General features: G+C 54.5%; 12 protein-coding genes. 7 read left to right on the plus strand and 5 right to left on the minus strand.

Annotated elements, in window-relative coordinates; all coding sequences use genetic code 11:
* Positions 1-9: 9 nt before the first annotated feature.
* The 3 genes from ABD949_RS08590 to ABD949_RS08600 form a co-directional block, all read right to left on the minus strand.
* Complete coding sequence (locus ABD949_RS08590) at positions 10-2,331, minus strand: heavy metal translocating P-type ATPase (protein ID WP_345242543.1); 2,322 nt, start codon at positions 2,329-2,331, stop codon at positions 10-12.
* Positions 2,332-2,514: 183 nt separating this feature from the next.
* Positions 2,515-3,102 carry a hypothetical protein gene (locus ABD949_RS08595; RefSeq protein ID WP_345242545.1) on the minus strand — a complete coding sequence of 196 codons (588 nt, stop codon included), beginning with the start codon at positions 3,100-3,102 and terminating at the stop codon, positions 2,515-2,517.
* A gap of 92 nt (positions 3,103-3,194) precedes the next feature.
* On the minus strand, positions 3,195-4,391 hold the full coding sequence (locus ABD949_RS08600; RefSeq protein WP_345242547.1) for an MFS transporter: 1,197 nt from the start codon (positions 4,389-4,391) through the stop codon (positions 3,195-3,197).
* A gap of 285 nt (positions 4,392-4,676) precedes the next feature.
* Between ABD949_RS08600 and ABD949_RS08605 the strand changes: the two genes are divergently transcribed.
* On the plus strand, positions 4,677-5,951 hold the full coding sequence (locus ABD949_RS08605; protein ID WP_345242549.1) for a glucuronyl esterase domain-containing protein: 1,275 nt from the start codon (positions 4,677-4,679) through the stop codon (positions 5,949-5,951).
* Between the two features lie 16 nt (positions 5,952-5,967).
* Here the strand turns inward: ABD949_RS08605 and panC are convergent, their stop codons facing one another.
* Positions 5,968-6,867: a pantoate--beta-alanine ligase gene (gene panC / locus ABD949_RS08610; RefSeq protein ID WP_345242551.1), complete on the minus strand. Its 900-nt coding sequence runs from the start codon at positions 6,865-6,867 to the stop codon at positions 5,968-5,970.
* A gap of 184 nt (positions 6,868-7,051) precedes the next feature.
* On the opposite strand from panC, the gene ABD949_RS08615 reads away from it, so the two are divergent.
* The 6 genes from ABD949_RS08615 to ABD949_RS08640 all read left to right on the plus strand — a co-directional run bounded on the left by ABD949_RS08615 (position 7,052) and on the right by ABD949_RS08640 (position 13,827).
* A complete protein-coding gene (locus ABD949_RS08615) occupies positions 7,052-7,861 on the plus strand; it encodes a glycogen/starch synthase (protein WP_345242553.1) in 810 nt (269 codons plus the stop codon).
* A complete protein-coding gene (locus tag ABD949_RS08620; RefSeq protein ID WP_345242555.1) occupies positions 7,809-9,260 on the plus strand; it encodes a DUF4270 family protein in 1,452 nt (483 codons plus the stop codon). The genes ABD949_RS08615 and ABD949_RS08620 overlap by 53 nt, the downstream gene beginning before the upstream one ends.
* Before the next feature lie 201 nt (positions 9,261-9,461).
* Complete coding sequence (gene glmS / locus ABD949_RS08625; RefSeq protein WP_345242557.1) at positions 9,462-11,300, plus strand: glutamine--fructose-6-phosphate transaminase (isomerizing); 1,839 nt, start codon at positions 9,462-9,464, stop codon at positions 11,298-11,300.
* A 132-nt stretch (positions 11,301-11,432) separates the two neighbouring features.
* On the plus strand, positions 11,433-11,987 hold the full coding sequence (locus ABD949_RS08630) for an RNA polymerase sigma factor (RefSeq protein WP_345242558.1): 555 nt from the start codon (positions 11,433-11,435) through the stop codon (positions 11,985-11,987).
* Positions 11,962-12,711, plus strand: a complete 750-nt coding sequence (locus ABD949_RS08635; RefSeq protein WP_345242560.1) for a hypothetical protein — start codon at positions 11,962-11,964, stop codon at positions 12,709-12,711. The genes ABD949_RS08630 and ABD949_RS08635 overlap by 26 nt, the downstream gene beginning before the upstream one ends.
* Positions 12,712-12,720: 9 nt before the next feature.
* Positions 12,721-13,827: a hypothetical protein gene (locus tag ABD949_RS08640; RefSeq protein WP_345242562.1), complete on the plus strand. Its 1,107-nt coding sequence runs from the start codon at positions 12,721-12,723 to the stop codon at positions 13,825-13,827.
* Between the two features lie 7 nt (positions 13,828-13,834).
* Here the strand turns inward: ABD949_RS08640 and ABD949_RS08645 are convergent, their stop codons facing one another.
* Positions 13,835-14,608, minus strand: coding sequence for a DUF3891 family protein (locus ABD949_RS08645; protein WP_345242564.1), 774 nt, complete (start codon positions 14,606-14,608; stop codon positions 13,835-13,837).
* Between the last annotated feature and the right edge of the window lie 36 nt (positions 14,609-14,644).

Raw genomic sequence — 14,644 nt, forward strand, 5'->3', positions numbered from 1 at the left:
ATTGTTTATTTAAATTTTTGCCGCTTTGAGCCGGAGGCTGTTGGTAACAACCGATACCGAACTGAGCGCCATAGCGGCTCCGGCAAGCATTGGGTTGAGCAGGAACCCGAAGGCCGGATACAACACCCCGGCGGCAATAGGTATGCCGATCAGGTTGTAAATAAAGGCCCAGAAGAGGTTCTGTCGGATGGTGCGTACCGTCTTGCGCGAAAGCGCCAGCGCCTTCGGTACCCCGTTCAGGTCGGAGGTAATGAGGGTCATGTGAGCCACATCAATGGCTATATCTGATCCTTTACCCATCGCTATACTCACGTCGGCCTCGGCCAGCGCCTGCGAATCGTTAATACCGTCGCCAACCATCGCCACAACGTTTCCGGCGGCCTGCAGCTGCTTCACCAGTTGCGCTTTGTCGTCCGGCATAACCTCTGCCTTTACGTGCCTGATACCAACCTGATGCGCAACGGCGGCTGCCGTTTGCTGGTTGTCGCCGGTCAGCATCCAGACCTCAATACCCTGCCGCTGCAGGGAGGCAATGGCCGCACGTGACGTTTCTTTGATGCGGTCGGCGATGGCCAGTACCGCCAGCACTGTTTGTGCGTTGGCAAAGAAGACCACCGTTTTGGCTTCATCCCGCAACCGGGCAGCGGCTTCTGCCAGAGGAGCCGGCAAGGTAATCTGCTGCTCCCGGATCAGTGATTCGTTCCCAACGAAGTATGCCGTATCGCCAACCGTACCGTTTACCCCACGACCCGTCAGACTGGTAAAGTTTTGGATACTCTTTGCTGCATTGTCGGGCCGGATCAGCTCCCCCTTCAGCGGACTAGAGGGTAATTCGCTCAACCCTTTCACTACAGCGTCTGCCAGCGGGTGTTCCGATTGTGATTCCAGCGCCCGCAGAATTTGCCGGTTCTCTGCCGTATTGGTCTGCTCATTCAGCCAGATTTGGTCTGTCAGCGTCGGCTTGCCTTCCGTGATGGTGCCGGTTTTGTCCAGAATAACGGTATCTACCTTGTGCCCTAATTCCAGGCTTTCGGCGTCTTTGATCAGGATATTTTGTTCGGCACCTTTACCAATACCGACCATGATTGCCGTAGGCGTAGCCAGGCCAAGCGCACAGGGGCAGGCGATAACTAAAACTGTCACCAGGGCGAGTAATCCATGCGTAAAAGCATTCTCTCCCGCATCGGCGGACCGTCCGAACACTAACCAAGCTGCCATACTCAACAAAGCAATGCCCACGACCACCGGCACAAAAATACCGGCAATTTTATCGACCAGTTTCTGCACCGGAGCTTTGCTTCCCTGGGCTTCCTGCACCCGGCGGATAATCTGCGCCAGCACGGTTTGGCTGCCCACCTGTTCGGCAGTAAACCGGAAGCTGCCTTTTTGGTTGATGGTTCCGGCAAATACGCGGTCGCCGGACTTTTTCTCGACGGGTACCGGCTCTCCGCTGATTAGGCTTTCGTCAACGTACGATTGGCCATCCAGCACCTTACCGTCTACCGCAATCTGCTCGCCCGGCCGCACCAGTATGGCCATACCGGGTGTTACCTGCGCAATTGGTAATTCCTGCTCCCGACCGTCGGCAATGACCCGAACAGTCTTGGGTTGAAGGCCCATCAGTTTTTTCAGCGCTGTGGAGGTATTGGACTTGGCCTGTTCTTCCAGGTATTTACCCAGCAGAATAAACGCAATCACCACGGCGGCCGCTTCAAAGTAAACGTGCGGCTCCAGGCCCCGGCTCAGCCAGAACTCCGGATAAACGGTGTTGAACGTGCTGAACAAAAAGGCAATACCCGTCGATAGGGCCACCAGCGTATCCATATTGGCCTTGCCGTGTTTCGCCTGCTTCCAGGCATTTACAAAGAACGACCGGCCGAATACAAACAGCACCGGGGCCGTCAGCACCAGCATCAGGTAATTGGCATAGGGCAGGTGCATAAATACCATACCCAGCACCACCACCGGCACCGATAACATAGCCGCCCAGATGGTCCGGCGTTTCAGGTCCTGAACGTGTGCCTGTTGCGCTGCTTCGGCCTGCCGGCGGCTTTCGGCCTCGTCGTCGGCTACCACCAGATCATAGCCGATCTGCTGCACCACCTGCTGCATGGCCGGCGGATTGGTTACCGTTGGGTTATAATCGACGAGTACGGTTTGGTCGGCGTAGTTAACGGCGGCATCATAAACACCCTCAGTCGATTTCAGCATCGACTCCACGCTGGCGGCACAGGCGGCACAGCTCATGCCCAGCACCGGCAGCGTCTTTTTTGTATGTTGATCGGCTTTGGCCGACACCGGTCGGCTTTTCGCCATAGACGTTGTTTCCATACACTTTACAATAGTATTACCAGAACATTGCAAAGGTAAGACCGGTTCGGGAGGGGGGTGTTACAGAATTTAGGGCAGAGTGTGCAGGATTTGGTTGAGTAGTTAATTGGTTCATTAGTTGATTTGTTTGGCAGTCAACTAATGAACCAATTAACTACTCAACCAATCAACTAATGAACCAACCTAAAACCAGGGCCGGCGGACTTTAAAGCTCTTTTTAAGTCCCTGTACCAGGAGGTAGGCACCAATCAGGCCAAAGATGACGGCCATCAGTGTAATCTTAAGAAAGGCAAAGAGCAGGGCTACGGCAATCACAATGATGGAGGCTTTAAGCTGCCAGGGAATGCGCTGCCACCAGTTCAGCTTCGGACGGGGTTTTAAGCCCAGAATCTCACGTAATGTTTTCTTGTCCTGCTGGGCTTTGGGGCGGGGGCGAGGTTGCGGTAGGTTGGTAGTCGTTTCGGTCTCCGAGGATGCCATACGAGTAATGCGCTCAATAGGCTGACGGGTGCGCTGACTGGGTGAGGAGACCGGAACCCGGCCACTCGTGCTGGCTTCTGTGATTTCTATATTGATGAGGTCTACCGCCGGAAGATCGTCGGGGAGAGACGGAGCCGGTTCTTCTTCTTTTGGATCAGAGACTGCTTTGGGAGGAGTTGGCTGGCGGTAGGAGACGGGAGGAGTTCGTTGAAAACGCGCATAATCACGGGCACAGGAACTCAGCAACAGAAAGACAAAGAGCAGGAGAGCGGTTGAACTAAGGATTCTCATTCGGTTTGCGTAAAATTCGACGGCACAAAAATCCTCTCTAAAACGATACAGGCAAGGCAGATAATATGAAAAAGTGAGAAATGTTCGTAAATCTATCGACGGCGCATAGCCAATAGGCCGGCCATTGGCCCACCCGCCAGCACCAAAAAGAGCATGGACGGTTGTGTGATGGGGACCAGCGCATTCAGCAGCTGGATACTGACGATGGTGATGGAGAAACCGACGCAGGTGACGATCGTCAGCGCGGTACCCACCGACTCTTTGGGGGCAGACTGGGCCACCAGCGCCGAAAATTGCGGGGAGTCGGCAACCACCGCCATTCCCCAAATGAGTACCAGCGGGAGAAAAAGCCATAGCGGCAGGGCAAACATAAAGAGGGAGAGCAGACAGCACAGGCCTGAAATAAACAGCGCAACCGAGGCCGTGCGGACACTGCCGATGCGGGAGGACAGATACCCGCCCAGCACGCAGGCCGGGCCACCCATGCCGATAACCCCAAAAGAAAGCAGCGGCACATTCAGTGACACCTCCGGGTGATGGGTGGCGTAGGTGTTCAGGAGCAGGGGAACAAACGCCCAGAATGCGTACAACTCCCACATATGCCCGAAATAGCCAAACGCGGCCGACCGGAAGGTTCGGTCACGAAAAACGGCAAACGCAGCCCGTACATCCAGGCGGCTGCTTTTCCGGCGGAAAGGACCATCCGGCACCAGCAGCAGAATCAGCAAACCGCCCAATACGGCCAGACCGGATATAACGATAATGGCCGATTCCCAGGCCAGCGACGCAGTCAGGCTCCGGAGCAGGTGCGGAAACGCCGTACCCAGCACCAGGGCGCCCACCAGATATCCCAGCGCCAGACCCAGCCCTTTTTCGTGGTAGTCGGCGGCTATCTTCATACCGACCGGATAGATGCCCGCCAGGAAAAAGCCCGTCAGGAAACGCAGCAGAAGCAGGGAAGAAAAACTATTGGCAATCAGGTAGATGCCCAGGTTGGAAACAGCCCCGGCTATGGCACACCCAAAGAAGACCCGCGACGGTGAGAACCGGTCGGCAATGGTGAGCAGCGCAAACGTCATTGTACCAACGATAAATCCGAACTGCACCGCCGACGTAACCGGTCCCAGTACCGTATCTGGTAATTGGAGCTCCCGCTGAATGTCGCCGATAACCGCATTGCCGGCAAACCACAGCGAGGTGCAGGCAAACTGGGCAAAAACGATAACGGGCAAGGGTGTTTGGTTCCTGGTTACCTGGTTTATTGGTTTGCTGGGAGTCGCTGTTTTCATGGGTATGTCTGACTGCTAGGCTGTTCGCCCGCGACTGTGTCGCGTGGTGGGCGAGGTACGCGTCTGTGACGCGATATCGAATTACATAACCTTTAGCTGATTTTCACTTTTTTCTCCATAATTCAGATGACCACATCTAAGTAAATAGAGGCCGGTATAAAGCGCGTCACAGACGCGAATCTCCCCCGTCTCGCGATACAATCGCGGACGAACAGAGAGCAAAACGGCGTTAAAGGTAAAATACGACCTTCCTGGCCTTTTATCCAATAGCTATTCCTGCAACTCATGAAAAACACGCTATCCCTTGCCGCTCTACTCCTGGCGCTGGCTTTACCTGCGACGAATAACGCCGTAGCTCAGAAAATTCCGGTTAACTACGACGAATCAAAAGTACCACCGTACACCCTGCCGGATGTCTTAACGACCAAAAGCGGTCAGCGGATTACCAACCGCAAGCAATGGGAAAGTCACCGACCAGAACTGATCCGACTGTTTTCGGAGCATGTCTACGGCAAAATGCCCACACAGCCGGTGAAGGTTCGGTACCAAACCACATCGGTAGACGAAAATGCCCTCGGAGGTAAAGCGATCCGGAAGCAGATCTCCGTCTTCTTTACCGAGTACCCGCAGCTACCACCGATGAACATCCTGCTGTACGTTCCGAAAGGCACTACGCAGCGCGCACCGGTGTTTGTCAGCATGAACTTTCAGGGCAACCACTCTGTCAGTACCGACCCTGGCATTGCACTCGCTACCCGCTGGCTGCCTAACCTGGGCGAGGGTAAAGTAGTAAACCACCAGGCTACCGAAGCAGCCCGTGGTATGCAGGACCGGCGCTGGCCGGTTCCCATGATCCTGGCGCGGGGCTATGCTCTGGCTACTGTCTACTACGGCGATGTGGAGCCCGACCATCCGGAAGGCTGGAAAACCGGTATCCGGTCGGTACTCAGTTCGCCGGCGGGCCCGGATTCCTGGGGTGCCATCGGTGCCTGGGCCTGGGGCATGAGCCGGATGCTCGATTACCTGGAGACTGATCCGTCAGTAAACGCTAAAAAAACCGTGCTGCTGGGCCATTCCCGCATCGGTAAGGCGGCATTGTGGGCCGGGGCGCTGGACCTTCGGTTTGCGGCAGTGATTGCTAATGAATCGGGGGAAGGCGGAGCGGCAGTAGCCCGCCGGTGGTATGGCGAAACGATAGAGCATCTGAACGCCCAGTTCCCCCACTGGTTCTGTCCGCAGTATAGGACCTACGACAACAATCCGAATGCCCTGCCCGTAGATCAGCACCAGTTGCTGGCCCTGATTGCCCCCAGACCGCTGTATGTAGCCAGTGCCGTAGAGGACCAGTGGGCCGACCCCATTGGTCAGTTTCTGGGCGCCAAAGCGACCGAACCGGTGTATCAGCTTTACGGCAGACCTGGCCTGGAGGTCTCCGACCATCCGGCCGCTAACCAGCCTGTTGGTAAGACCATACGGTACCACATGCGCACGGGCGTCCATGACGTCACCAACTACGACTGGGAGCAGTACCTGAAATTTGCCGATGAACAGGTGAAGTAATGTCCGGCCGGGCCCGTCAGAAAACGATATTGTCAATAAGTCTTACCTTGCCCAACTGAGCGGCCAGACAGATGGCGGTCTGACCGGGTGCCTGCTGCTCGATTACAGGATGGAGGCTGTCCGCATTAACTACCTCTACGTATTCCAGCCGGAACGCGGGACGGTGCGCAAACAGATCGATAACAGCGGCTTTGGCCTGGGCAGGACTGCGGTCTTCGTGCATCAGATCACGGGCCAGCGACAGCGCCTGGTACAGCGTGGTGGCCTGTTGACGCTCTTCGGGCGAGAGCAGGCGGTTGCGCGACGACATGGCTAGTCCGTCGGCTTCGCGGATGGTATCGCAGCGGATCAATTCGATCGGGAAGCTGAGATCGCGGATAAGCCGGCGGACAACGGCCACCTGCTGGAGGTCTTTCTGCCCAAAATATGCGACATCAGGCTGAACCATATTGAACAGTTTGGCTACTACAATGCCTACGCCATTGAAATGCCCCGGCCGGAAAGCCCCTTCCATGGTTGTTTCGAGTTCACCAAAGTGTAACCGCAGGGTTGGCTGATCCGGGTAAATTTCGTCTACGGAGGGGGTAAACACCACGTCGCAACCGGCAGCTTCGAGCATACGACAATCTTCGTCCACAGTACGGGGGTAGCGGGCGAGGTCGTCCGGATTATTGAACTGGGCAGGGTTCACAAAAATGCTGCACACGACCAGGTCGGGTACAACCGGTTCACCCCCGACCTGGCTAAGGCCTGATGTGGGGTGGGGTAACCGGTCACCCTGGCGGGCCGCTGCAATGAGCGTCAGATGCCCTTCGTGCAGCGCCCCCATGGTTGGCACAAAACCAATGCGCCGGCCGCTGTGGCGGACTGTCTGGAGGTAGTGGCGCAGGGCGTAAATGGTATCAAAACGTTTCATTCTGCGTTGGCGGGTAACGGGTTGCAATACTACGGCAATAATGGCGTATGCAACGCACCGAATCGGCTATTTATGCCCTAAATCGCGATATTTTGGATATTTTCTATTGAAATGCCATAAAAATTTTGTTAATTTTGCAAGTTTTTAAGGTAGAGTCGTCCAATCTTATGCCTTCCGTAAGTATATGAGCAAACTTCGCATTCTGTACGTAGCCAGTGAAATCAACCCCTTCCTCAAGACCTCCGATGTAGCCGATTTTGTGCGTAAGCTGCCGCAGGCCATGCAGGAGCGGGGGATGGAAATCCGCATCCTGGTACCCCGTTTCGGCCTGATCAATGAGCGCAAAAACCGCCTGCACGAGGTAGTCCGGTTGTCGGGCATCAACATTGCCGTGGGTGATGAGGAAAAGCCGCTGGTGATCAAAGTCGCGTCTATCCCCAACGCTAAGCTACAGGTTTATTTTATCGACAACGAAGACTATTTCCAGCGGAAGTACGTTTTCTTTGACAAAGAGAATCGTTTTTACCCAGATAACGACGAGCGGGCAATTTTCTTCTGCAAGGGTGTGCTGGAGACCGTTAAAAAACTTGGCTGGTCGCCAGACATCGTGCATTGCAACGATTGGATGACGGCGCTGATTCCGCTCTACCTGAAGACGACTTACAAAAACGATCCGATGTTTAAGGATACCAAATCGGTATTCACGATTCATAACAATGCCTTTTCGCACCGGTTTGATACCGATCTGATTGAGAAGGCCAAGATGCTGGATATTGATGACGAGATGCTGGCTCATCTGAAGACGGCCGACTACGAAGGCTTCATCCGGATTGGCGGTGCTTACGCCGATGCCGTTGTCAAAGCCGAAGAAGAAACCAGCCAGAGTCTGAACGATATTTTGAATGACATTCCCGACCATAAAATTGACATTACCGAAGAAGATGAAGCGTTTGCCGAGCAGTATTACAACCTGTACACGCAACTGGCCGGCTAAACTCGGATTACCCGCCGTTCTGGCTGGTTCGCTGGCGTTGCTTGCTGCCTGCGAAGAACCTAAGGAAATTGGCTTACCGCCCACCACGCCGGTGGGCGTTTATTATACCGACACGCTGACCATCAGTCGCTCTACGGTGCTGCTCGACTCGGTCCGGAGCAATGGAACAGGTACCCTGCTGATGGGGCGCTATACCGACCCTGTCTTCGGAAAGGTACAGGCTACTGCCTTCTCACAGCTATCGCTCGAAACCCAGTTTGTGGTTCAGGACGCCAGCAAAAACAATATTCCCGATGCGCAGCTGGTTCACGATTCAACCCGGCTGATACTGGCGTATAACTTTGCCTACGGCGATACCCTGAAGACGCACGAACTGGCCGTACACCGGCTGACGGATGATCTGGTGCGGAATAGGAACTACGACATTCGCAGCAGCGTGGCCTATGATCCCGAGCCGCTGACCAAAGTGCAGTTTACGCCCCGTCCGGCGGCCCAGGCTACGCAGCGAATCAGTCTGCCAGCGGCTTTCGGGCGCGAACTTCTGGCCCTGGCCAATAAAGACGCCGGTAAGATCGATTCGGTATTCAAGAAGCAGATTAAAGGCCTGGCGCTGGTTCCGGGGCAGACTAACAGCTCGATGCTGGGCATTCCGGTAACGGGTACCTCGGCATACGTGGCCATGTACTACCACAAAGAGGGCGATACAACCAGCACCGCGCAGTTTTTTACCTTTAATCCGAACGGTGTCCGCTTCAATCAGGTGCGGGCCGACCGCAGCGGCACACCCCTGGCGGGGCTGCAGCCGGGTCAGAGCCTGCCGGCCAGCGCTACGCAGGGCCAGACCTTTGTGCAGCCGGCTACGGGGGTTACCACCAAACTGGATTTTCCGACGCTGCTGAACCTGCGACAACAGGGCCGGATTGCCATCAACCGCGCGGACCTTATTATTACGCCAAAGCAGCCCGACAACAGTGCGCTGTATATACCACCTTATCTGGCGCTGGCCGAAGTAAATGACCAGAATCAGATTCTGCGCTCATCACCCAGCGGCTTTGTGCAGTTTGTTACGCCGGCTTCGTCGCTTTTTGACCGGAACGAGCAGGGGTGGGTTAATCCGCAGATTGCTACCTACGATACCCGTACCCGCGTGTACACGGCCACCGACGCCGGTAACCGAACACAGTCTATTCTGTTGGGGGGATACCTGCAGTCGATCCTGTCGGGCCTGACACCCAATCGCGGCCTGGTGATCCAGACACCGAGCAATAGTGCCTTGTTCAGCACATCGAGTGGCCTGGTGAACCTCACGCAGTATTACCTGAATGACCGAACCTGGCGCATGGTCCTCGACGGATCGGCCAGTGTGCGAATCGTTGTCTTCTATACGTACTCCAATTGACAAAAAGCCCGCTGAGTTGAACAACAACCGGCGGGCTTTTGTGTTTTACCGGTACCTGCCCCGGAACCGTAAATAAGTTTTCCGGTTTCTTGCTGCCTCACCGCCGGTACCGGTGCAGAAAATCGTTAATCTTGTAGTACAAGACTATCGCTGTCAGGGCGTTCTTTCCGGCACAGCTCATCAAACTTAATATTTTTCGGTATGTGCGGTATTGTTGCATATGTGGGGCATCGCGAGGCCTGCCCGCTGGTTTTAAAAGGCTTGAAACGACTCGAATACCGGGGTTACGATAGCGCCGGTGTCGCCCTGCTGAACGGCGAAGGGCTTAACGTCTATAAAAAGAAAGGTAAAGTTGCGGATCTGGAAAAGGAGCTGGCTGGTAAAGAACTGACGGCTACCATCGGTATGGGTCACACCCGCTGGGCCACCCACGGCGAACCCAACGACATTAACGCACATCCACATTACTCAGATAACGGCAAATTAGCCATTATTCACAATGGCATTATTGAGAACTACGCGACGCTGAAAGAGAACCTGATCCGTAAAGGGCATGAGTTTCGCAGCCAGACGGATTCAGAGGTGCTGATTCACTTTATCGAGGAGATTCAGAAGCATACCTGCTGCTCGCTGGAAGAAGCCGTCCGGCAGGCGTTGCAGGAGGTAGTCGGCGCGTACGCCATCGTGGTTATGTCGGAAGACGATCCGACGCAGCTGATTGCCGCCCGCAAGGGCAGTCCGCTGGTGATCGGCGTAGGCGACGGCGAGTTCTTTATGGCCTCAGATGCTACGCCTATCATCGAATATACCAAAGATGTGGTCTACCTGAATGATTACGAAGTGGCCGTTATCAAGGACGGTGAACTGAAAGTTATGACGCTGGATAATACGCAGACAACGCCGTATATCCAGAAGGTAGAACTGGAACTGGAAGCCATTGAAAAAGGCGGGTTTGATCACTTTATGCTCAAAGAGATCTTTGAGCAGCCCCGCTCCATTGCCGACAGTATGCGTGGTCGCGTAAAAGCTGATGAAGGGCACCTGGTGCTGGGTGGTCTGCGCGACTACCTCGACCAACTGGCCTCGTCCAAGCGGATTGTGATTGTCGGTTGCGGTACGTCCTGGCATGCCGGTCTGGTGGCAGAGTACATCTTTGAGGAACTGGCCCGCATTCCGGTAGAGGTAGAATACGCGTCGGAGTTTCGCTACCGGAACCCGATCATTGCCGAGCGTGATGTGGTTATTGCCATTTCCCAATCCGGCGAAACGGCCGATACGCTGGCGGCTATTGAACTGGCCAAATCAAAAGGCGCTACTATTTTCGGCGTCTGTAACGTGGTGGGTTCATCCATTGCGCGGGCTACCCACGCGGGAGCGTATACCCACGCTGGTCCGGAGATCGGGGTAGCCAGTACGAAGGCCTTTACGGCCCAGGTAACGGTGCTGACCCTGATGGCGCTGTCGGCGGCCAAGCGCAAAGGAACCATCTCCGACACCCTGTTCCGGCAACTGCTGGCCGAACTGGAAGCCCTACCGGCCAAAGTGGAAAAAGTGCTGGAAGGGGCTGAGCGCATCAAGGAGATTGCCTATATCTTCACCTACGCCCGCAACTTCATCTACCTGGGCCGCGGCCTGAACTTCCCGGTAGCCCTAGAAGGAGCTTTAAAGCTCAAGGAAATCTCCTACATCCACGCTGAGGGGTACCCGGCTGCCGAGATGAAACACGGCCCCATTGCCCTCATCGACGAAGATATGCCGGTAGTCTTTATTGCCACGAAAGACAGCTCGTACGAGAAAGTGGTATCCAACATTCAGGAGGTAAAAGCCCGCAAAGGCCGCGTGATTGCTATTGCTACCGAAGGCGAAACGCAGTTGCAGAGTATGGTCGACTTCGTAATCGAGATTCCGAAGGTACACGATATTCTGATGCCGCTTATTTCCGTGATTCCGTTGCAGTTGCTAGCCTACTACGTGGCCGTTATGCGCGGCCGTAACGTGGATCAGCCGCGTAACCTGGCCAAATCGGTAACGGTAGAGTAGGAAGTGGGCAGTAAGCAGTTTGCAGTAGCCAGAAGAGAGCCGGAGAATTTCTCCGGCTTTTTTTTATTGACTCAGGCAACGCTTCCTGTATTCTTCGCATTATTGTCAGTAGAACAGCTTATAGCCGCGTACATGGATCAGCAACTCATCGAACAATGCCAGCGCGGCAACGCATTTGCCCAGAAGCGATTGTTCGATCAGTACGCGAACCGGTTCTACCGCGTTTGTCTGCGCTACGTACGGCACGAACAGGAGGCCGAGGAGGTGCTGATGAATGGCTTCCTGAAAGCGTTCCGGGCCATCAGCGATTTTGCGTACCGCGACGAAGCCGGTTTGGAAGCCTGGCTCCGGCGGATCATGGTCAACGAAGCGCTGCAGCATTTGCGGGCCACCCGCGGCCTGCCGGCTATGTTTCCGGAAGAGGCCATGGCCATGGAGCCGGATACCGCCCCGCTGCCCGACAGCCAGTTGAATGCCGAAGCCATTATGGAACTGGTGCGGCAGTTGCCGACCGGCTACCGGACCGTCTTCAACCTATACGTGCTGGAAGGCTACAGCCACCGCGAAATTGCCGGACAGTTGAACATTAGTGACAATACCTCAAAGTCCCAGCTTAGTAAAGCCAGGGCACTCTTACAGGAACTTTTGGTGAAACAGGAACATGAAGCAAAGCTCAGAAGACATTGATCAGGTTGTCCGGCAGGCGTTCCAGTCGCTGCCCGATACGCCACCGCCCGGATCGGCCTTCGATGCACAGCGGGTATGGGGGCAACTAAACCGGGAGCTGCATCCGGCAAAGCCTGCCCGCCGGCTGGCTGGCTGGTGGTGGCTGGCCGGTATGCTCTTCCTGCTGTCGGGTTTGGGCTGGTACGTTCGGTCGGTGTCATCCGGCTCCCCTTCAGGTCATGAGACAGTGGCCCTTGTAGAGCGGGCAACGCCAAAACAACTGAATACCTCAACTTCCAGGTCAGGCAATAAGAAGGCAAAGGAACAAGAAGGGGAGGGTAATACAGCTACACCGGAAACTGCTCTGCTTAAAAAAGCTTCTACGGCTAACCGGCAGCCGGTTGTTACCAGAAACCAATCGGCACAAGAGAACATCCGTATACCGGAGCCGCCGGTGACCGAAATACCCGCAGCGATGGCAGACCAGGAAATGGTAGTTACGACCGAGGTAAGTCCACCTGAGCCGGCATCAGTTTCAGAGCCTAAAGTCCTGGCAAAAACAAAGCCAACAGCGTCGAAGCTTCGTTTTCCTGTCGTCCATGTTAATGAGTGGCAGGCGGAAGAAGATGTAAAAACCAGTCTGCACCGGAGCGAAAGACTGGTTCGCTTAGGCACCGGCAGCCATTCGTTTGATACGCCGGAACCTCCACAACTACAGATTACAATTCCCCAACGCATTAAATAACCAACAACCATGAACCGACATGTTCTGATTACCTGGCTCCTGATGAGCTGGGCCGGCACCGCCATGACTCAACCGACAGATTCGCACGTGCAGCACGACCGGAGCCGAACCTCCCGAGCGTTCTACGGCTGGAGTCGCATAGAGATCGACTTAGGGCAGCGGAATTCGATGATCATTGGGTTTGATACCTATTCTCAATTATTGGCCCACCAAAACGTCGATTCCGTGCTGCGTTTGTTTGTGGCCGACTACGCCAGGGTACAAGACGCCAGCCAGGACCCTACCCAGGCGGTTCACGCCTTTTTCCGAATAGCCAAAACGGACCACACGCTGGATTTGCGGTATCACTCACCCGTAAGTACCTCGTTCCGCTTCAGTACCAATTCGGAACCGGTACTGCTGAAAACCCGGCAGGATACGCTGGATATTGCCTGGAGCGCTACCGGTTCTATTGTGTCGCCAGATCCCAATGCGTATCCGTTTCACGTCTATTTGCTGGTTAACCGGCTGGCTGATATTGAACAGTTGCTGCGGGAGGGTGGGGGCAACAGTCAGGTACAAAAGGTACTGGAGGCAATCCGTACTTATCCGGCGCACAAGCTCACCCATCCGGGATTCGCATACGATTTGCTGTACCGAAACGGGGAGCCGAAGGTGATGCATCCGGGCCTGGCCAAAAGCCCTTTTCTGAGCATTCAGCCGAATGTTGGCGTGGGCTTGATTCGCAGTCAGTGGGTACCGTCGCTGTCGCTGGATCTTCAGTTTATTCCGAATCGCTTCCAAAACGTCGGCTATTCCGTTGGCTATTTATCCAACTTCTTTTTTCAGCCAGGTGCCGATGGCGGCTTTCGGGTCCAACGCAATGACTTTCTGAACATCGGAGTAGCCTTTTACGCATTCGATGGGTTGCGCCGAACGTCAACGTTCAGTCGGGTGCTGGGGAGTATTAACGTTGGTATACCCATCTATCGGCAGGGGGACTACTTCGACAAGCGTACGTTTCGGTTCAGTGGCACCATATTCCAGAAAAGCTTCATCAAGGTGCAGCCGGAGATTTACATGCAGGGTTTCTTCAAGAAGGTGTATCCTGGGGTTCGGATTGGTATTGGACTGTAACGGGTAGCTACTCCGGAGAAATAGTGACTGTAATTATTGATAAATCAGTTTGACTGTAAGCGGGGAGTAAGCCATTCTCCTGAATAGCCAATTTGCTTACTTTTTTCGTCTTCATTGACATCTCGAATGCACTTTTGAAAGGAAACGGACGAAGCCGTACCTGATCAGGAGTGGGCCAGAAAGCATGAATCTTCTGGTGGCCGGTAAAGGCAAAATGATCAGAGTTTTTGAAGCCTTCCTGGAAAAATGGGTGTTCGTCTTCCTTACTGGTTCCCGGCTTATTCAGGCACAGGTATAACGATAGGTTATCGCAGAATTGCAGCAGGTCAAAGTGGTAATGTAGCAAGGCCTGCTGCTCTTCTGTACGGATCTCCAGGTGCTGCTTTAGCCGGTGCTGTCTGGCTTCTTCCTGCCGGAGAAAACGGCTCTCTGCCTCAACTTGCTTATTCATAAATGAGCTATAGTGGAGACTGACCAGTAAGGCGCTATATGGGATTTCCTGTTCCAGGATATTGATTCCATTCGTGTACAGAACAATTTTAAGGGCGGATGGATAGTGGATAAAGGAAAAAGGCATTCTCTGGACATCATTCCAGAAGGGCGTCTGATCGGCCGGTAGCCAGGAGTCATCATGACTATAAACCGCCCGAATGGTATCTTCCCTGTGGGGAGACAACTCAAAATACGGGTCATGCCAGGCTTCGGCTATCAGGCCGGATAGATGAGCGTGATCGGGTTGCTGTACCATCCAGAATGAATCCGGCGTCTCGCGTATTATCATCTTCGGTGGAGTCTGTCGGTTACTGTTTAAGTATAT

Origin of the sequence: Nibrella saemangeumensis (assembly GCF_039541915.1) — a bacterium.
Classification (GTDB): Bacteria; Bacteroidota; Bacteroidia; order Cytophagales; family Spirosomataceae; genus Nibrella; species Nibrella saemangeumensis.